This is a genomic window from Streptomyces sp. NPDC052012 (assembly GCF_040689265.1).
Classification (GTDB): Bacteria; Actinomycetota; Actinomycetes; order Streptomycetales; family Streptomycetaceae; genus Streptomyces.
This window is the reverse complement of the sequence record NZ_JBFAXA010000006.1, coordinates 1-18,714: the sequence shown is the minus strand read 5'-3', so window position 1 is coordinate 18,714 and position 18,714 is coordinate 1. Positions and strand designations below refer to the sequence as shown.

Below are 18,714 nucleotides of genomic sequence, written 5' to 3'. Positions count from 1 at the left end.
ACCACGCGCGCGTGGGTCAGCCGTCACCGTCCTCCATCCAGCCGAAGCTCCGCTCCACCGCCTTGCGCCAGTTGTGGTACTCCCGGTCCCGCACCGACGCCTCCATGCCCGGCGTCCACTCGGCGTCCTTCTGCCAGTGGGACTTCAGCTCGTCGAGGTCGTTCCACACACCCGTGGCCAGCCCGGCCGCGTAGGCGGCGCCCAGACACGTCGTCTCGGAGACCCGGGGCCGGATCACCGGCACGCCGAGCACGTCCGCCTGGTGCTGCATGAGCAGGTTGTTCTTCGTCATGCCGCCGTCGACCTTCAGGGTCGTGATCTGCACCCCGGAATCCTGGTACATGGCGTCCACGACCTCGCGGGTCTGCCAGCTCGTCGCCTCCAGCACCGCACGCGCCAGATGCGCCTTCGTCACGTACCGGGTGAGGCCCGTGACCACACCACGCGCGTCGGAGCGCCAGTACGGAGCGAACAGCCCGGAGAAGGCGGGCACGATGTACGCGCCGCCGTTGTCGTCCACGCTCGCCGCCAGCGGTTCGATCTCGTCCGCGCTGCGGATGATGCCGAGCTGATCGCGGAACCACTGCACCAGCGCGCCCGTTATGGCTATCGACCCCTCCAGACAGTAGACGGGCGCCTCGTCCCCGATCCTGTAGCCCATCGTCGTCAGCAGGCCGCTCTTGGACGGCACCGGCCGGTTGCCGGTGTTGAGCAGCAGGAAGCTGCCCGTGCCGTAGGTGTTCTTCGCCGTGCCCACGTCGTAGCAGGCCTGCCCGAACACGGCCGCCTGCTGGTCGCCCAGAGCGGACGCCACCGGTACGCCCGAGAGCTGGCCGACGGCGGTGCCGTAGACCTCGGCGGACGACCTGATCTCCGGCAGCACCGCCTCGGGCACGTTCATCGCCGACAGGATGGAGGGATCCCACTGGAGGGTCTCCAGGTTCATCAGCATGGTCCTGCCCGCGTTGGTCACGTCGGTGACATGACGTCCCCCGTCCGTGCCGCCGGTCAGGTTCCAGATGAGCCAGGAGTCGATGGTGCCGAACGCGATCTCGCCGTTCTCCGCGCGGGCCCTGAGGCCGGGCACGTTGTCCAGCAGCCAGGCCGCCTTGGGACCGGAGAAGTAGCTGGCCAGCGGCAGCCCCGTCTGCTCACGGAAGCGGTCCTGTCCGTCCGAGCCGCCCAGTTGGTTGCACAGCGACGCCGTACGGGTGTCCTGCCACACGATCGCGTTGTGCACGGGTTTCCCTGTGGCGCGGTCCCACAGGACGGTCGTCTCGCGCTGATTGGTGATGCCCAGTGCGCTGAGCTGGTCGGCGCGCAGGCCGGCCTTGGCGATCGCACCGGCGACCACGGCCTGGACCTTGGACCAGATCTCCGTGGCATCGTGCTCCACCCAGCCGGGCTTGGGGAAGATCTGGCGGTGCTCGCGTTGGTCGACGGCCACCATCGCGCCGTCCTGGTTGAAGATGATGCAGCGGCTGGAGGTGGTGCCCTGATCGATCGCGGCGACGAACTTGTCCGTCATGACGTCCCCTTCGTCGGGTCGTACGGAAGTCTGCGGTCCGTTCGGAAGGCTGGGTCTGATCGGGCTGCGTCTCAGAAGGCAGCGTTGAAGATGAGGCCGGACAGCGCCGCGCCGATCAGCGGCCCCACGACCGGAACCCAGGCGTAACCCCAGTCCGAGGTGCCCTTGTTGGGAATCGGCAGCAGCGCGTGCACGATGCGCGGGCCCAGGTCACGGGCCGGGTTGATGGCGTATCCCGTGGGGCCGCCGAGGGACATGCCGATGCCGACCACCAGGAACGAGACGATCAGGATCGCGGTGCCCGACTCGCCGAGCCCCTCGGTGAGGCCGAAGGCCAGGATCGGCAGCACGAGGCCGACGGTCGCGATGATCTCGGTGATGAGGTTGGCGACAGGATTGCGGATCGCCGGGGCCGTGGAGAAGATCCCCAGCGTCGGCTGAGCGATGTCCTCCTCGGCGTTGGCCCGGAACTGCGCGTAGTAGACCAGCCAGCACAGGAAGGCGCCGAGCATCGCGCCGATCATCTGCCCGGCGACGTAGATGTGGACCTGGTCCCAGTCCCCGGTGTCGATGGCGATTCCGAGGGTGACCGCAGGGTTGAGGTGCCCGCCGGACAGCGGGGCAGCGGTGTACGCCCCGGCCATCACGCCGAAACCCCAGCCGAACGCGATGACCACCCAGCCGGCGTCCTTCGCCTTCGAATAGTTCAGTACGACCGCCGCGACCACACCGGCGCCGAACAGGATCAGAATCGCTGTGCCGATGATCTCCCCGACGAAGACATCTCCATTGCTCATGGCGGCTCCTAGGCCCCGGCCCGAGGCGATCGGCCCCGGGCCTCACGTGCGGGTGCGTTTCCCATGGCTACGTCGGCCGAAGGCAGGAGATCCCGCGCCCCGCCCGGCGTCCGTGACGAGCGTGCCGTCGCAGCCGAATCGCCCGTGGGGGAGTGGGCCTTGACGCACGAGGGCCCCAGCAAGGCGTGCCGGAATACGCCGAGATGTACGGCGATGTCGACTGACACCGGAAGTGTTCACCGGCACTCAGGGGGCGTCAAGGTCGCCGACCGCAACGGTTGCCGGGGCCATGCTTCCCCGGGCCACTCGGCGACCGACGCCCTCCGCGCGACGATCTCAGCCGGCCGGTGCCGGTGTCCTCGTGCTGCCGCGGCGGACCTCGTGGCCCGCCTGGCCTGCCCGGCCCACGACCCAGCCTGTTCCCTGCAAGGCTTTCGCCGCCTTCTTCAGGGGAGCCAGACAGGCCGCGGCCTGCCGGTGGTCCGCGACGCTTCCCGGTGCGCACAGGACCGTCGCCAGCGACAGGGTGACCGGCCGGCCACCGGCCGACCAGGGCGCGTCCAGCACGGTGCACGCCAGCGGAACCAGCGCCTCCGGGTCGGCGAGCACCAAGAAGTCGTCCCCGCCGATGTGCCCCACGCGCGTGGCGCCGGTCGCCGCCTGCTGAAGAGCACGCCCGATCGCCCGGATCAGCTCGTCGCCCGCCGCGAAGCCGGCTCCGTCGTTCACCTGCTTGAAGTGGTCGACGTCCAGCCAGCTCAGTGCGAAGGCCCGGCCGGCCGCGATCCGCCGGTCCACCTCACCGGTCACCGCGTCCGAACCGGGCAGCCTGGTGAGCGGATTGAGCCCGGCCGCCTCCTCCACACGGGTCTCGGCGAGTGCCCGCACCAGATCCGCCAGCCGCACGACGCCCACGCACCGCCCGTGCTCATCGACGACGGCCACATCGTCCGACGTGCGGCCCCGGTCGCCCACCGCCACGACGTCCAGCACCTCCCACGCCGTCGCGTTCACGCCCACCGTGCGCGGCGGATCCCCGAGCCTGGCCGCGGGACGGTCGGCGTACAGGGCGTGCCCGTAGCGCCCGGACAGCGACAGCAGGAACCGGGACCGGTGCACCGACCGCACCGGGACACCGGACCGGTCCACGAGCAGCACACCGGACACGTCGGGCGCCCCCGTCAGCAGCGCCCGCACCTGCGCGGCGGACGCGGTGGCCGGAAGCAGCGCGGCGGGGCGCACGAACTCCCGCACCGAGGGCCCGGAGGGCGGCATCGCCATCACCTCGGCCGAACGCGGCGGAACGTACACGTCCGCCGCGGGCAGCCGGGCGGGCGGGGCGAAGAGCTCGCCCTGCGCCAGCTGGGCACCGGCCGCCCGAGCCGTCGAGCACTGCCCCTCCGTCTCCACGCCCTCGACGGACAGCAGCGCCCCCAGCTGATCGCACAGGGTGCGCATCGCCCGCACCGCGGCCGGGCGTGCCAGCAGCGACGCGTCCAGCTTGACCAGGTCGGGGGCGAGATCGACGAGCAGCCGCAGCGGAAGGTCTCCGTCACCGACGCCGTCGGCGCAGATCCTGAAACCCTGCCCGCGCAGCGCCGACACCGCGTCCAGCAGCGCCTGCCGCGGCACGTGCGCGTAAGGCGGGCCGATGTCGATCGTCACCTCCCACGGCAGACGACCCGCCTCGCGCACCACGTCGTGCAGCGAGGGAAGCCCGCCGAGGTCGGCCAGGGTGCCGGCGAAGACGTTGACGTACAGCGGGAGCAGCGTCTCCTTGCGCACCGCCGCCCGGACCGCCGACACGGCCAGGCGCACGTCCAGTTCGGGTTGGCGGCGCGCCTCGGCGAGGATGTCGCCGCTCTCCGGACGGGCGAGTATCTCCAGGCCCGCCACCCCGCCGGTCGTCAGGTTGATCACCGGTTGGAAGGCGAAGCGGAGATTGTCCGTCCAGGAGCGCACGGGAGCATGATGGCGCTGCCCGGACCCGCCCGAGCCCAGTTCATGCGACGTTCACGCAGGATTCCCGTCCGATCACGCAGCGTACGGCTCGACCGCCCTCATCGCGTGGCGATCACCGTCGTCGATGCGACGATCACCGTCATCGCACGACGACCACCGCCGATCCATGGCCGAACAGCCCTTGGTTCGCGCTGATCCCCACCCGGGCGCCCGCGACCTGCCGCGCACCCGCGGTGCCCCGCAACTGCCAGGTCAGCTCGCACACCTGGGCGATCGCCTGGGCGGGGACCGCCTCACCGAACGACGCCAGCCCGCCGCTGACGTTCACGGGTATGCGCCCGCCGTGAGCCGTCACGCCGTCCCGCAGCAGCTTGACCGCCTCACCCTCGGCGCACAGCCCCAGATCCTCGTACCACTGCAACTCCAGGGCGGTGGACAGGTCGTAGACCTCGGCCAGCGACAGATCCTTCGGCCCGATCCCCGCCTCCTCGTAGGCGGCCCGCGCGATCGACTCCCTGAAGGTGAAGGCCGCCGGCTCCACCGCCACCGCGGAGTCGGTGGCGATGTCCGGCAGGTCCGGCACCGTGGTGGGGTAGCGCGGGGTCACCGTGGACACCGCCCGGATCCGCACCGGGTCCGCCGCCCCGCGCCGCCGCGCGAACTCCGTGCCGGCCAGCACCAGTGCCGCCCCGCCGTCCGACGTCGCGCAGATGTCGAGCAGCCGGAGCGGGTCGGCGACCACGGCAGAGGCCGCGACCTCCTCGGCGGTGACCCGCTTGCGGTAGCGCGCGTAGGGATTCAAAGCCCCCATCGCCGCGTTCTTCACCTTGACCAGCGCGAAGTCCTCGAGCGTGTCGCCGTGGACGGCCATGCGCCGACGCGCGTACAGCCCGAAGTAGACGGGATTCGTGGCGCCGAGGATCCGGAAGCGCAACCAGTCCGGATCGTCGGGCCGCTCCCCGCCGGCCGGGCGGAAGAAGCCCTTCGGTGCCGCGTCGGCGCCGACCACGAGCGCCACATCGGTGAGTCCCGCGAGTATCTGCGCCCGTGCGGTGTCGATCGCCTGGGCCCCGGACGCGCACGCCGCGTACACGCTCGTGACCCGGGCACCCTGCCAGCCCAGCGCCTTCGCGAACGTCGCCCCGGCGACGTAGCCCGGATAGCCGCCACGCACCGTGTCCGCGCCGACGATCGAGCCGACGTCCCGCCAGTCGAGCGCCGCGTCAGCCAGCGCCGCGCGGGCCGCCGCCACGCCGTACTCCACGAACGGCCGCCCCTGTTTCCCCCATGGATGCAGTCCGGCGCCGAGCACCGCCACCTCTCCGGTCATGCCGTCACCCCCGTCGGCTTCCAGTGCCAGGTCGTCCACGTCGTCCCCGCGTTCTCGTGCAGGACGCCGGGCACCACCTCGACCTCCATGCCCACCGTCAGATCGGCGACGGTGACCCCGGGAGCCGCCTGTCCCAGCACCACCATCCGCTCGGCCTCCAGCTCCACTGCGATCAACGCGCACGGCTCCCACGGAAGTTCCGGATCGGTCACATACGGTGACGGAGGGCGGTACCGGCTGTCCGTGTACGACCAGATCCGTCCCCGGCGCGACAAGGGCACTTCTGTCATCCCGCCCCCCGCGCACACCGGATTCCGGCAATGGCCGTCCACACGCGGAAAGAACACCGAACCGCAGGCCGAACAGCGGGTGCCGAGCAGCCGGAAGCCGTCATCGTCGTCGGCGAACCACCCCTCGACCACAGGCCGACACACTCCTGCCATCGCCCCTCCCACAGTCGGATCTGACGGAACGTCAGAAGTGTGGCACGTCCGGTCCGGCAAGGGCAGGGTCCTTCCCCGGCCGGACGTGATCCTGATAGATGCAGGAGACATGACACGACGACTCTTCTCCGCGGAACGACCCTCAACCGCCGCACGCGCACTGGTCACCGCCGTCGCCGCCCTGCTCACCGCGACGGCTGCCTCCGCCCCCGCCCAGGCGCAGACCGAGCCCAAGGCACCCAGCGACTTCGTGGCGCTGAGCAGCGTCGACCCCACGATCATCCAGGAGATGCGCTACTTCACCCGCCACAACTTCGTGGGCGAGCGCATCGACGGCTACCGGCAGCCCCTGTGCATCCTCACCCGCCCCGCCGCCGATGCACTCCACAAGGCGCAACGCAGGCTGCTGCGCCAGGGCTACTCCCTCAAGGTGTACGACTGCTACCGCCCCCAGCGCGCGGTGGACCACTTCGTACGCTGGGCCGAGGACCTCCAGGACCAGTCCATGAAGGCCGAGTTCTACCCGAACGTCGACAAGACCCGCCTGTTCGCCGACGGATACATCGCGGAGAAATCCGGCCACAGCCGCGGCTCCACCGTGGACCTCACCCTCGTGAAGCTCCCGGCGCGACCGACCCGCCCGTATCACCCCGGAGAACCGCTCACCCCCTGCTTCGCCCCCAAGGACGAACGCTTCCCGGACAACTCCGTCGACATGGGCACCGGATACGACTGCTTCGACACCCTCAGCCACACCCTCGACCCCCGCGTCCAGGGCGAACAACGCGCCAACCGGCTGCTGCTGAAGAACACCCTGGAGAGCCTCGGTTACGTGAACCTCCCCGAGGAGTGGTGGCACTACACCTTCAAGCCGGAGGCCCACCCGGACACCTACTTCGACTTCCCGGTCTCCCGCGGATCGCTCACCGGCCACCACTGAGCCGCCTTCCGGAGACGTCCGTTCCGTGATCGGATACAGTCCGCCGCGTGTCCGAAACTCAAACCTCAGTTCCCGGCCCGGCGCCGGACTCCCACTGTTCGAGCTGCGGCACGCCCTACGGAGAGGGCGTCTCCGGCTGGCCCCGCACCTGTCCCGGGTGCGGCACCGTGTCCTACCGCAACCCGCTGCCGGTCGCGGTGGCCCTCCAGCCCGTGTACGACACGAAGGGCACAGCCCTGGTCGTCATCACCCGGACCGTCGCTCCCGCGCGCGGGGGCACGGCGCTGCCCGGTGGCTACATCGACGACCGTGAGGACTGGCGCCAGGCCGTCGTCCGGGAACTCAAGGAAGAGACCGGCATCGACGCGGCGGGCCGCGACGTCCGCCTCGCGGACGCCATGAGCTCGCCCGACGGCCACCTGCTGCTGTTCGGGCTCCTCCCGGAACGCCCGGCGGAGTCCCTCCCGCCCTCCGCCGCAACGGCCGAGACGGACGGCTGGCACCTCCTGCGCCGCCCGCAGGAACTCGCCTTCCCGCTCCACACGCTCGCCGTACGAGCCTGGTTCGAAGGCCGCTACATCTGACCGCAGCGGCCGCTGCCTCCCACCCGCAGCGGCCGCTGATCGGCCGGCTGCTCAGCCCGGCCCGAGCCCGCGGACGCGCACCGGGTGGGACGGCTCGCGGACACCGTCCTCGTGCTCGCGCTCGACCACGATCCGCGGGCCCGCCCACCGCGCGGTGTACCGCTCGATCTCCGGCTCCGCCCACCCCTCGCCCGCATCCGGTACGACGAGACCGCTCCCGGTCCGCCCCCGTGCGGGCACCCACACCTCGAGCTCCAGCCCGCCGTCCTCCCCGCGCACGGGAAGAACGGCGCCCGCGCGTGCGAACACCGGAATCCGCTCCAAGGGGGCATCGACCAGGACCTGTGCCGGTCCCTCGTACGCCCGTCCCGTCACCGTGTCGTACCACCGCCCGCGCGGCAGCTGTACCGCGCGCCGGTCCGCACCCGGATCCAGCACCGGCGCCACCAGCAGACCGTCGCCGAGCAGGAAGGCGTCCTCGCAGTCGCGCAGCGCGCGCTCCTCGGGCGCCGACCACCACAGCGGCCGCACAAAGGGCGCTCCGGTGCGCCGGGCCAGATGCGCGAGCGTCATGAAGTACGGCAGCAGGCGACGGCGTTCGACGAGCGCCACGCGCGCGTGCTCCAGCACCTCGGAGCCGAAGTCCCAGGGCTCGCTCCGCTCCGCCCGCGCGCTCGCACGGGTGCGGAACAGCGGCAGATAGGCACCCAGTTGGAGCGACCGCAGAAACAGCTCCGGGGACGGATCCCCGTCGAGACCGCCGACGTCCGGTCCCGCGTAGGGAACGCCGCACAGCCCCAGCCCCATGACCAGTGCCAGCGACGCCCGCAGCCCCGGCCAGCCCGGCACCGTGTCGCCCGTCCAGGCGCCGCCGTGACGCTGCATGCCGGCCCACCCGGAACGGGAGACGGCGAACGGACGCTCGTCGGGGGCAAGGCTGCGCAGGCCCTCGTACGCCGCCCGGGACATGCACAGCCCGTACACGTTGTGCGCCTCTCGATGGTCCCCGCCCCGGCCGTCCAGAGCGTGCCGTGCCGAGCGGGACAGCGTCGGCTCCCCGAAGGCCGTGAGGGACGTCGGCTCGTTCTGGTCGTGCCAGAAACCGGCGAATCCCTGCGCCAGCCGCTCCGCGTACAAGCCGCCCCACCACGCACGCACGCGCGCGTGCGTGAAGTCCGGAAAGACCACTTCCCCGGCCCAGGAGACCCCCCGCGCGACCTCACCCGAGGCCTCCCGCACGAACGCGTCCTCGGCCGCTCCCGCGTCGAACACCGCGTTCCCAGGTGTGGCCCGCACCGCAGGAGTGACGACCGACACCAGCCGGACCCCGTCCCGCCGCAGGTCGTCGGCGAGATCCGGAAGCTTGCCGAACCGCTCCTGGTCGACGGTGAACACCTGGTGCTCGTCGAAGTGGTCGCTGTCGAGATGGAGGGCGTCGAGCGGCAGCCCGAGCTCCCGGTAGCCGGCGACGATGCGCCGCACCTCCTGCTCGCTGCCGGTGGCACTGTGCACGTGATGATGACCGAGCGCCCACGCGGAGGGCAGCGCGGGCGCACCCGTGAGCGAGGCCCAGGTGAGCAGCGTCCGCCCAGGAGTTCCCTGCATCACCCAGCACCGCAGGGGTCCTCCGTCCATGCGCAGCTCGCTCCAGCCCGCCCGGTCGTGCCCTGAACCCTCGCCCTCCTCGCCCTCCCGCAGCGTCACCCTGCCGTCCCACGGGTTGTCGTGGAACACCAGATGGGTGCCCGCGTCGGCCACGACCAACTGCACCGGCATCGTGACGGACAGCGGATCGTCACCCGGCCGGACGGCCCGCCCGGGGCCGGTGTTCCACAGACGGTAGGTGCCGTCCCGCAGCCGGGGCCCCGACGTCCGTCCCCCCAGTCCGAAGAAGCGGGCGTCCGCCGCCACCTCCGAGCGCTGCGTCCAGCGCGCCGGGCCCCCGCCGACCGGCTCCCACCAGCGTGGTGGAAGATCACGCCGCAGGGTCACGCCCCCAGGCGTGCGCACCTCCACGGCGCCGTGCCGTGACACCGCGACCGTCACCCGCTCCGCCACCACACGCCAGCCGCCGTCCTTGTCCGGCTCCAGCCCGGCCCGCGGATCCGCGTCCGGGCAGCGGCCGGCCAGCGCGTACGACGGCTCCGGCTCCGCCCCGTCCCAGCCGCAGAAGACCGCCCCGTTGACGGTGACCAGGATCCTCAGCTCCGAGCGGCTGAACCGGACGATGCCGCCGCCGGGCTCCGGCGTCACCTCCCGCACCACACCGGGCACCCGGGCCCGCTCCACCCCCCGTGGTGGCAGCCCGGTGGCGTCGGCCCGCCGTCTGCGCCACGCTGCCCGTACGGTACGCAATCCCTGAGCCGCCCTCACCGAACCGACCGATTTCATCGAACGCACCAGGTCACGACCGTCCATGATGCTCACCCTGCCATTGACCGCATCCGGCGGACGTGGCGTTCAACTGCCGTTCACCCGTGATGGGACCACATCTTCACGACACGGACTATGTGGGGGGCACCCTGGTGCAGAAGTCGATCACATGGCATCGTCCCTGTCAGCCGCGTCACGCGCACACCCCAGCCCGTGCGCGGAGGACGCACACGACGCGCACAGTCCGGGAGCCGCACCATGTCGACCGTGAACCCCCAGCCGCTCTGGCAGCCCGATCCGGAACGCATCGCCCAGGCACAGGTCACGAAGTTCCAGGCCTGGGCCGCCGAGCACCACGGCGCCCCCGCCGAGGGCGGCTACGAGGCGCTGCACCGCTGGTCCGTGGACGAGCTGGAGACGTTCTGGAAAGCGGTCACCGAGTGGTTCGACGTCCGCTTCTCGTCCCCCTACGCGCGCGTGCTGGGCGACCGCGCGATGCCGGGCGCGAAGTGGTTCCCCGGCGCGACGCTCAACTACGCCGAGCACGCCCTGCGCGCCTGCGCGACCCGAGCGGACGAACCGGCCCTCCTGCACGTCGACGAGACGCATGAGCCACGCCCCGTCACGTGGGCCGAGCTGCGCCGCCAGGTCGGCTCCCTGGCGGCCGAGCTGCGCGCCCTCGGCGTACGCCCCGGAGACCGCGTCAGCGGCTACCTGCCGAACATCCCGCAGGCCGTCGTCGCCCTGCTCGCCACGGCCGCGGTGGGCGGCGTGTGGACCTCCTGCGCACCCGACTTCGGCGCCCGCAGCATCCTCGACCGCTTCCAGCAGGTGGAACCTGTCGTCCTGTTCACCGTCGACGGATACCGGTACGGCGGCAAGGAACACGACCGCCGCGAGATCGTGGCCGAGCTGCGCCGCGAACTGCCCACGCTGCGCGCCGTCGTGCACATCCCGCTGCTCGGCACCGACGCCCCCGACGGCGCCCTGGACTGGTCGGCACTCACGGCCGCGGACACCGACCCGGTCTTCGAGCAGGTGCCCTTCGACCACCCGCTGTGGGTCCTCTACTCGTCCGGCACGACCGGACTGCCCAAGGCCATCGTCCAGTCGCAGGGCGGCATCCTGGTCGAGCACCTCAAGCAGCTCGGCCTGCACTGCGACCTCGGCCCGGAAGACCGTTTCTTCTGGTACACGTCGACCGGCTGGATGATGTGGAACTTCCTCGTCTCCGGCCTCCTCACCGGCACCACGATCGTCCTGTACGACGGCAGTCCCGGGTATCCCGACACGGGCGCCCAGTGGCGGATCGCCGAGCGCACCGGCGCCACCCTCTACGGCACCTCCGCCGCCTACGTCATGGCTTGCCGCAAGGCCGGCGTGCACCCGGCGCGGGACTTCGACCTCTCCGCGGTGCAGTGCGTGGCCACCACCGGTTCCCCCCTGCCGCCCGACGGCTTCCGCTGGCTGCACGACGAGGTCCGCGACGACCTGTGGATCGCCTCGGTCAGCGGCGGCACCGACGTGTGCTCCTGCTTCGCGGGCGCCGTCCCGACCCTGCCGGTCCACGTGGGCGAGCTGCAGGCGCCCTGTCTCGGCACCGACCTGCAGTCCTGGGACCCGAGCGGCAAACCCCTGATCGACGAGGTCGGCGAGCTCGTCGTCACCAACCCCATGCCGTCCATGCCGATCCACTTCTGGAACGACCCCGACGGCAGCCGCTACCACGACAGCTACTTCGACACCTATCCCGGCGTCTGGCGGCACGGCGACTGGATCACGGTCACCTCCCGCGGCTCGGTCGTCATCCACGGCCGCTCCGACTCCACACTCAACCGTCAGGGTGTCCGGATGGGCTCGGCCGACATCTACGAGGTCGTCGAACGACTCCCCGAGATCAAGGAGTCGCTCGTCATCGGCATCGAACAGCCCGACGGGGGTTACTGGATGCCGCTGTTCGTCCACCTGGCACCGGGCGCCGCTCTCGACGACGCCCTCCTGAGCCGCATCAAGCAGACCATCCGCGAGCAGCTCTCCCCGCGCCACGTCCCCGACGAGATCATCGAGGTGCCGGGAGTCCCGCACACTCTCACCGGCAAGCGCATCGAGGTCCCGGTCAAGCGCCTCCTCCAGGGCACCCCGCTGGAGAAGGCCGTCAACCCGGGATCCATCGACAACCTGGAGCTGCTCTCCTTCTACGAGGATCTGGCCCGCAAACGCGCCTGACGTCACCGGTTCGAGTGGTCAGCCTCCATAGGTGGCCTCGGATTCACCGAGCACGGCGGTGAAGTCCGAGGCCAGCCGCGCCGCCTCACCGGGTTCGAGCCCGGCCGTGGTGATCCGCACACCCGGCGCGGCCGCCGACCGGAACCGGGCCCCCGCCGCGACCCACCAGCCGTACGAGCGCAGCCCGTTCACCACCGCCGACTCGTCGCGCACCGGCACCCACACGTTCATCCCGCTCGCCCCGTGCGCCTCGACGCCCCGCTCACCGAGCTCCTCGAGCAGCGCTCCGCGGCGCACGGCATACGTCTCCCCGGCACGCGCCACCCACGCGCGCGTGCCGGCGTCGGTCAGCAGTTGGTGCACGGTCTCCTGCAGCAGATGACTGACCCAGCCCGATGTCAGCAGCATCCGCCCGTCGTGCCGGGCGAGCGTGGTGGGGTCACAGGCGGCCGCGGCCCAGCGCAGATCGGCTCCCAGGAACTTGCTGACCGTCCGCACATGCACCCAGCGCGACAGCGTGCCGGCGGTCAGCGTGCGCAGCGGGGCCTCGGCGACCGCGGAGGCGTGATCGTTCTCGATCACCAGCACGTCAGGCGCAGCCCGGAGCAGTTCCACGAGCGCGTCCCGCCGGGCCGCCGAGAAGCAGCCGCCGTAAGGATTCTGTGCCCGCGGACTGCACACCACGGCCCGCACCCCCGCCCGCAACGCCCTGTCGAGGCCGTCCGGGCGCATGCCTTCGTCGTCCACGGCCACGGGGACGGCCCGCAGGCCCAGCGCCGTCAGCAGATCCAGCAGATGGTGATACCCGGGATCCTCCATGGCCACCGCGTCCCCGGGGCGCAGTTCCACGGACAGCAGTCGCCCGATCAGATCCAGCGCACCGTGCGCGAACGTCACCTGCTCCACGGGGACACCGTCGGACCCCATCCACTCCCGCACAGCCTCCTCGAGAGCCGCCAACCTGGGCGCCGAACGGTGTGAGCGGGCTGCGCGCGACTGCCGTGACAGCGGCGGAAGACCCGGCAGCAGGAGGGGATCGGGGTGACCGCCGGCCAGATCGCGCAACCCGTCCGGAACCTTCGGCGGCCTGCGCGACGCCACGGCCGGAGCAGGCGCGACCACCGTCCCCCCTCGCCCGCGCGTGACCACGATCCCGCGCCGACGAAGCTCCTTGTAGGCGGTCGCCACCGTTCCCGGACTGACACCCAGCTCATCCGCGAGCCGCCGCACCGGGGGCAGCGCATCCCCGGGCGCCAACGCACCCTCGGCCACGCCCCGTTCGACGGAGGAGGCAATTCCCTTGGCCGTGTCACCCGTGATCCCATATTGTGTTGCCACGTAGATAATTATGTATCAATACATAACTTCACGCAAGGGGGAGCAGTGCATCCAGTGCGCCGCGCAGTCACATGGTCACGACACATCCCTGGAGGACCCGACGGGCGCAGAATGGTCGCCGTCGCCCTCGTCGACCGCATAGGCAGCGGTCTGTGGGCCTCCGTCTCCGTCCTCTACTTCACGTACGTCTCCCACCTCACCGTCGCCCAGGTGGGCACCCTGGTGGCCGCCGCCGCAGCCGTCGGCATCGCCGGCGCACCCCTCGCAGGACGCTTCGCCGACCGACTGCCCCTCACCCGCCTGCTGACCGTCGTCCAGATCGTCCGGGCAGCAGCCGCCCTCGCCCTCCTCACCACCGACCACTACGCCCTGCTGCTCGTCTACACCTCCGTGGGCAGCCTCGGCGACCGCGCCGGCAGCGTGCTCACCAAGCTCTACGCCGCTCGCGTCGCCGGCCCCGACCGTGTGCGCTACCAGGCAGTGCAGCGCACCGTCGCCAACGCCGGCTGGGCCGTGGGCGGGCTCGCCGCCGCAGCCGCTCTCGCCCTCGGCCACACCGCCGCCTACCAGTGGCTCCTCGCCGGTGACGCACTCTCCTTCCTCGTCTGCGCCCTGCTCACCCTGCGCTGCGGAGAACCCCCGTCCCCGTCCCGCACGATCGCCACCTCGAAGGACGCCATCCACGGCACCCGCCCGGCCACCCCCTGGCGCGACCGCACCTACCTCGCCTACGTCGCCACCGAGACCGTCCTGTTCCTCGACGACGCGGTCTTCAAGGTGGGCCTGCCCCTGTGGATCGCCCACGCCACCGACGCACCGCACGGCCTCGCGCCTTTGCTGATGGTGCTCAACAACGTCATGGTCGTGGCCCTCCAGGTCCCCCTCGCCCGGTTCGGCGCCACCACCGCAGCCGCCCGCGCCCTCCTCATCCCGCTGTCGGCGCTGTTCGCCCTCGGCGGCCTCGCCCTGACCCTCTCCGCCACCGGCGGCACCGTCGCCGCCACCCTCTTCCTCGTCGCCTCGGCCGCCGCCTTCACCCTCGCCGAGATGGTCCACGCCACCGTCTCCTGGGAACTCTCCGTCGCCCTTGCCCCGGAGACCGCACAGGGCAGCTACCTCGGGGTGCACAGCCTCGCCCAGGCCGCACAGCGCAGCATCGGACCGCTCTGCGTCACCGCCGCCATCGCAATCGGCCCTCTCGGCTGGACCGCCTTCGGCTCCGTCATCGCCGTGACCTGCGTCTTCCAACACCGCCTCGTCCGCGATCGCCTCACCCGGACGCCGTTGTCAGTGCCCGCGGTTACTGTGAGTGAGCATTGATCGACTGTGCACAGGGGGAAACATGACGCACACCGACCACCGGACCCTGCGACGCGTCCTGCGCCGCGAAATCGCCGGCACCATCGGCCTGCTGACCGACGAGCACGACTTCCGCGCCATGCGGCGCTACCGCAGCTTCACCTTCGACGACCACACCACTTACCTCAAGCACGTCGAAGCGATCCTCAGGACCCGCGCCCTCCAGGGCAGCCACACCACCGTGGCCCTCTTCGACCCCGAGGAATACGCGGACTACTGCGCGAAAACGGGACTCGACCCCGACAGCCAGGCCAGCCGCACACGCTTCACCGCAGAACTCGCCACCACCGGCCCCACCGTCCCTTACGACGGACAGCCCCTGGCCGACCTCCTGCCCGGCCTCGTCGAGGAGGCCATCCGCCAGGCGACCTGGGAGTACGCGACCACGATCCTCGCCCGCCTCGGCCCCTGCACCTCATGCGGCGAAGACCTCGGCCGAGCCGCATTCGCCCGCGCCGCACACCTGCTCACCCGCATCCTCGACACCGCCCCACCAGGCCACCGGCACCTCGTGTGCAGCGTCTCCGGTCCACCCGAAGCCCTGGTGGCCGTCCTCCACGCCGACGACATCGCCGACCGCCTGGAACTGGACGAGACCGAAGCCCTCGAATTCACCACGGTCCTGGCCGCCGGCCTCGCCACCGACAGCCCCGGCGGCCTCGTCATGCGCACCACCGCACCCGGCACCCCCGACCGCATCTACGGCTGGCGCCTGCGCGCCTACGACCTCGAACCTCTCACCGCGGGAGAGGTCTTCGACGCCTACTGCACCGACGCCGAGTCCGGAGACCTCATCGCGCCCGAGTCCAACGTCGACTACTGCACGCCACCCGACCTGGGAGACGGCCCGGACACAGCCCACCATCACTGAACCACCGCACGGGGACGCGAACGACGAAGGGGCGCCCCACCTCAGGTGGAGCGCCCCTTCAGACCTACGACCGCCGGACACCAGCCCGCCGGCCGTCCGGTCACTCGCCCGACAGCACCGCCTGCGCCGCACGGCGGGCCTCGTCCGCACTGTCCGCAGCCCGCGCCGCCGCCGCCGCACGCTCACACTGCGCCAGCGTGAACTTCGCCAGCGTCGCCCGCACATACGGAATCGAAGCCGCACCCATGGAGAGGGAGGTGACACCCAGACCGGTCAGCACACACGCGAGCAACGGGTCGGACGCGGCCTCACCACACACGCCACAGCTCTTGCCCTCAGCCTTCGCCGCCTCCGCCGACAGCGCCACCAGGTCGAGCAGCGCGGGCTGCCACGGATCCTGGAGCCGGGAGACCGCACCCACCTGCCGGTCGGCTGCGAACGTGTACTGCGCCAGGTCGTTCGTCCCCAGCGACAGGAACTCGACCTCCTGCAGCACCGAGCGGGCCCGCAGCGCGGCCGACGGAATCTCGACCATCGCACCGAACTTCGCCTGCAGCCCGGCCTCACGGCACGCATCCGCGAACGCCTTGGCGTCCGCGCGGTCCGCCACCATCGGAGCCATGACCTCGAGATAGACGGGCAGCCCCTCCGCCGCCCGGGCCAGCGCGGTCAGCTGCGTGCGCAGCACCTCGGGGTGATCCAGCAGCGTCCGCAGCCCGCGCACGCCCAGCGCCGGGTTCGGCTCGTCGGCCGGGGTGAGGAAGTCCAGCGGCTTGTCCGCACCCGCGTCCAGCACCCGCACCACCACGCGGCCCTCGGGGAACGCCTCGAGCACCTGACGGTAGGCCGCGACCTGCTTCTCCTCGGAAGGAGCCTGCTTGTTGTCGTCCAGGAAGAGGAACTCGGTACGGAACAGACCGACCCCCTCGGCCCCCGCGGCCACCGCCGCCGCGACATCCGCCGGACCACCGATGTTCGCCAGCAGCGGCACCTTGTGGCCGTCGGCCGTCGCGCCCGGACCGGTCGACGCCGCCAGCGCCGCCTTGCGCTCGGCAGCGGCAGCCTCGAGCTGCGCCTTCTTCTCCTCACTCGGACCGACGAAGATCTCGCCGGTGCTGCCGTCGACGGCGATCACCGTGCCCTCGGCAAGCTCACCCGCACCCGGCAGCGCCACCACGGCCGGCACTCCGAGCGCCCGCGCCAGGATCGCGCTGTGGCTGGTCGGCCCGCCCTCCTCGGTCACGAAGCCGAGCACCAACGTCGGATCCAGCAGCGCCGTGTCCGCCGGCGCCAGGTCACGGGCCACCAGGACGTACGGCTCGTCGCTGTCCGGGACACCCGGCATCGGCACCCCGAGCAGGCGGGCGACGATACGATTCCGCACGTCGTCGAGGTCGGCCACCCGACCCGCCAGATACTCACCGGCGCCGGCCAGCAGCTCCCGGTACGCGGCGAACGCGTCGTACACGGCTCGCTCGGCGGTGCTGCCGACGGCGATACGCCGCTCCACGTCCGCCATCAGCTCGGGGTCCTGGGCCATCATGGCCTGCGCCTCGAGCACGGCCTGGGCCTCGCCGCCCGCCAGATTGCCGCGCGCCATCAGGTCGGCTGCCACAGCCTCCACGGCCTTGCGAGCGCGCCCCTGTTCACGCTCGGCCTCCTCCGCGGGAATCTGCTTGGCCGGCGGCTCGAGCACCGCCGTCCCCATGTGCCGAACCTCGCCGATCGCCACACCGTGGCTCACGCCGACGCCTCGCAGCGTTGTCTCCATCTCACCCGTCTCCGCTAGAGCGGCGGGCCCCGCCGCCGCATTGGTTGTCGTACGTGCCGTCATGTACGGCAGTGACGTCCTAGAGACGTCACTGCCAAAGGAAGAGACTGTCGCCGGCCTTCACGTCGCCGTCCTCACGTAGCTCGGAGAGGGCGTCCGTCGTGGCCTCCAGGGCGACGACCGGACACACGGGGGACTTGCCGGCGGCCTCGACGGCGGCCGGGTCCCAGCGGACGATGCTCTGTCCACGCTTCACCGTGTCGCCCTTGTTGACCAGCAGCTCGAAGCCCTCGCCGTTGAGCTGCACGGTGTCGATACCAAGGTGTGTGAGCACGCCGTGGCCGCTGCCGTCCACGACGACGAACGCATGCGGGTGCAGAGAGACGATGACGCCGTCGACGGGGGAGACGGCCTCGGAGGGCTCCCGGACGGGGTCGATCGCGGTACCCGGGCCGACCATGGCCCCGGAGAAGACCGGATCGGGCACGGACGCCAGTCCGATGGCCCGCCCTTCGAGAGGGGACGTCACGGTGGTCATGGGAAGCCTCCCAGGGGTGGAGATCTGTAGGGGCGCCGTCACTGCCTGTCCCGGACGGCGCACTGTGCAGCAGGGTATGTCATATGACGTACCGGTTCCGGGCGAGTGATCCCGGTGGTCTAGACTAGAGGTCTAGACCACCCACCCTAGTCGATTTGCACGGCGTCCGCGACCCCGTGTACAGTCGTACTCCTGCTTGGGGGTGAAGGACGCGAAGTGACGTCCTGACTGAGCAGCAAACCAACTCATCAGATCCTATCTGGGATCGCCTTCTGCATGCCTGCAGGACGGTGGTCAGAGAGACGGAAAAACACTGATAGAGTCGGAAACACCGAAGGGAAGCGCCCGGAGGAAAGCCCGAGAGGGTGAGTACGAAGGAAGCGTCCGTTCCTTGAGAACTCAACAGCGTGCCAAAAGTCAACGCCAGATATGTTGATACCCCGTCTCCGGTCGTCATGACCGGGACGAGGTTCCTTTGAAAAAACACAGCGAGGACGCTGTGAACGTCGGGATTATTCCTCCCGATGTTCCGCTCTCGTGGTGTTGAACCGGATTACCGGTAAACATTCACGGAGAGTTTGATCCTGGCTCAGGACGAACGCTGGCGGCGTGCTTAACACATGCAAGTCGAACGATGAACCACCTTCGGGTGGG

Annotated in this window: 14 protein-coding genes and 1 rRNA gene; 6 read left to right on the top strand and 9 right to left on the bottom strand. The window is 71.0% G+C overall.

All coding sequences use genetic code 11. The features are described 5' to 3' along the window. Nucleotides 1–16 precede the first annotated feature (16 nt). The 5 genes from glpK to AB0412_RS13405 form a co-directional block, all read right to left on the bottom strand. Nucleotides 17–1,528, bottom strand: a complete 1,512-nt coding sequence (gene glpK / locus AB0412_RS13425; RefSeq protein ID WP_366402703.1) for a glycerol kinase GlpK — start codon at nt 1,526–1,528, stop codon at nt 17–19. Nucleotides 1,529–1,599: 71 nt separating this feature from the next. After that, nucleotides 1,600–2,325 (bottom strand): MIP/aquaporin family protein, encoded by a 726-nt coding sequence (locus AB0412_RS13420; protein ID WP_366402702.1) that lies wholly within the window; start codon nt 2,323–2,325, stop codon nt 1,600–1,602. A 336-nt stretch (nt 2,326–2,661) separates the two neighbouring features. Continuing rightward, a complete protein-coding gene (locus AB0412_RS13415) occupies nt 2,662–4,287 on the bottom strand; it encodes a GGDEF domain-containing protein (RefSeq protein WP_366402701.1) in 1,626 nt (541 codons plus the stop codon). A 139-nt stretch (nt 4,288–4,426) separates the two neighbouring features. Beyond that, the gene (locus AB0412_RS13410; protein WP_366402700.1) at nt 4,427–5,617 is read right to left on the bottom strand and encodes a lipid-transfer protein; all 1,191 of its coding nucleotides are present in this window, start codon (nt 5,615–5,617) and stop codon (nt 4,427–4,429) included. Next, nucleotides 5,614–6,039 carry a zinc ribbon domain-containing protein gene (locus AB0412_RS13405; protein WP_366402932.1) on the bottom strand — a complete coding sequence of 142 codons (426 nt, stop codon included), beginning with the start codon at nt 6,037–6,039 and terminating at the stop codon, nt 5,614–5,616. The genes AB0412_RS13410 and AB0412_RS13405 overlap by 4 nt, the downstream gene beginning before the upstream one ends. 130 nt (nt 6,040–6,169) lie before the next feature. Here AB0412_RS13405 and AB0412_RS13400 point away from each other — a divergent pair, with 130 nt between their 5' ends. Both AB0412_RS13400 and AB0412_RS13395 read left to right on the top strand, forming a co-directional pair. Then, nucleotides 6,170–7,000 (top strand): M15 family metallopeptidase, encoded by an 831-nt coding sequence (locus tag AB0412_RS13400; RefSeq protein ID WP_366402699.1) that lies wholly within the window; start codon nt 6,170–6,172, stop codon nt 6,998–7,000. A gap of 47 nt (nt 7,001–7,047) precedes the next feature. Then, nucleotides 7,048–7,584 carry an NUDIX domain-containing protein gene (locus tag AB0412_RS13395; RefSeq protein WP_366402698.1) on the top strand — a complete coding sequence of 179 codons (537 nt, stop codon included), beginning with the start codon at nt 7,048–7,050 and terminating at the stop codon, nt 7,582–7,584. A 51-nt stretch (nt 7,585–7,635) separates the two neighbouring features. Here AB0412_RS13395 and AB0412_RS13390 read toward each other — a convergent pair whose 3' ends face one another. Beyond that, nucleotides 7,636–10,002, bottom strand: coding sequence for a glycoside hydrolase family 31 protein (locus tag AB0412_RS13390; protein ID WP_366402697.1), 2,367 nt, complete (start codon nt 10,000–10,002; stop codon nt 7,636–7,638). Between the two features lie 213 nt (nt 10,003–10,215). Here AB0412_RS13390 and AB0412_RS13385 point away from each other — a divergent pair, with 213 nt between their 5' ends. Further along, nucleotides 10,216–12,183, top strand: a complete 1,968-nt coding sequence (locus AB0412_RS13385) for an acetoacetate--CoA ligase (protein ID WP_366402696.1) — start codon at nt 10,216–10,218, stop codon at nt 12,181–12,183. A gap of 18 nt (nt 12,184–12,201) precedes the next feature. On the opposite strand, the gene AB0412_RS13380 is transcribed toward AB0412_RS13385, so the two are convergent. Continuing rightward, a complete protein-coding gene (locus tag AB0412_RS13380) occupies nt 12,202–13,521 on the bottom strand; it encodes an aminotransferase class I/II-fold pyridoxal phosphate-dependent enzyme (protein WP_366402695.1) in 1,320 nt (439 codons plus the stop codon). Between the two features lie 111 nt (nt 13,522–13,632). Here AB0412_RS13380 and AB0412_RS13375 point away from each other — a divergent pair, with 111 nt between their 5' ends. After that, nucleotides 13,633–14,841 (top strand): MFS transporter, encoded by a 1,209-nt coding sequence (locus tag AB0412_RS13375; RefSeq protein WP_366402694.1) that lies wholly within the window; start codon nt 13,633–13,635, stop codon nt 14,839–14,841. A 22-nt stretch (nt 14,842–14,863) separates the two neighbouring features. Then, nucleotides 14,864–15,751 (top strand): hypothetical protein, encoded by an 888-nt coding sequence (locus tag AB0412_RS13370; protein WP_366402693.1) that lies wholly within the window; start codon nt 14,864–14,866, stop codon nt 15,749–15,751. Between the two features lie 100 nt (nt 15,752–15,851). Here AB0412_RS13370 and ptsP read toward each other — a convergent pair whose 3' ends face one another. After that, nucleotides 15,852–17,522 carry a phosphoenolpyruvate--protein phosphotransferase gene (ptsP, locus tag AB0412_RS13365; RefSeq protein ID WP_366402692.1) on the bottom strand — a complete coding sequence of 557 codons (1,671 nt, stop codon included), beginning with the start codon at nt 17,520–17,522 and terminating at the stop codon, nt 15,852–15,854. 88 nt (nt 17,523–17,610) lie between these two features. After that, nucleotides 17,611–18,060, bottom strand: a complete 450-nt coding sequence (locus AB0412_RS13360; RefSeq protein ID WP_366402691.1) for a PTS glucose transporter subunit IIA — start codon at nt 18,058–18,060, stop codon at nt 17,611–17,613. A 566-nt stretch (nt 18,061–18,626) separates the two neighbouring features. Here AB0412_RS13360 and AB0412_RS13355 point away from each other — a divergent pair. Continuing rightward, a 16S ribosomal RNA gene (locus tag AB0412_RS13355) occupies nt 18,627–18,714 on the top strand; the annotation flags it as partial.

Excerpts from the sequence above, each read along its gene's own strand:
- glpK (WP_366402703.1), bottom strand. The coding sequence starts at position 1,528 with ATGACGGACAAGTTCGTCGCCGCGATCGATCAGGGCACCACCTCCAGC.
- AB0412_RS13420 (WP_366402702.1), bottom strand. The coding sequence starts at position 2,325 with ATGAGCAATGGAGATGTCTTCGTCGGGGAGATCATCGGCACAGCGATT.
- AB0412_RS13410 (WP_366402700.1), bottom strand. The coding sequence starts at position 5,617 with ATGACCGGAGAGGTGGCGGTGCTCGGCGCCGGACTGCATCCATGGGGG.
- AB0412_RS13400 (WP_366402699.1), top strand. The coding sequence starts at position 6,170 with ATGACACGACGACTCTTCTCCGCGGAACGACCCTCAACCGCCGCACGC.
- AB0412_RS13390 (WP_366402697.1), bottom strand. The coding sequence starts at position 10,002 with ATGGACGGTCGTGACCTGGTGCGTTCGATGAAATCGGTCGGTTCGGTG.
- AB0412_RS13385 (WP_366402696.1), top strand. The coding sequence starts at position 10,216 with ATGTCGACCGTGAACCCCCAGCCGCTCTGGCAGCCCGATCCGGAACGC.
- AB0412_RS13375 (WP_366402694.1), top strand. The coding sequence starts at position 13,633 with ATGGTCGCCGTCGCCCTCGTCGACCGCATAGGCAGCGGTCTGTGGGCC.
- AB0412_RS13370 (WP_366402693.1), top strand. The coding sequence starts at position 14,864 with ATGACGCACACCGACCACCGGACCCTGCGACGCGTCCTGCGCCGCGAA.
- ptsP (WP_366402692.1), bottom strand. The coding sequence starts at position 17,522 with ATGGAGACAACGCTGCGAGGCGTCGGCGTGAGCCACGGTGTGGCGATC.
- AB0412_RS13360 (WP_366402691.1), bottom strand. The coding sequence starts at position 18,060 with ATGACCACCGTGACGTCCCCTCTCGAAGGGCGGGCCATCGGACTGGCG.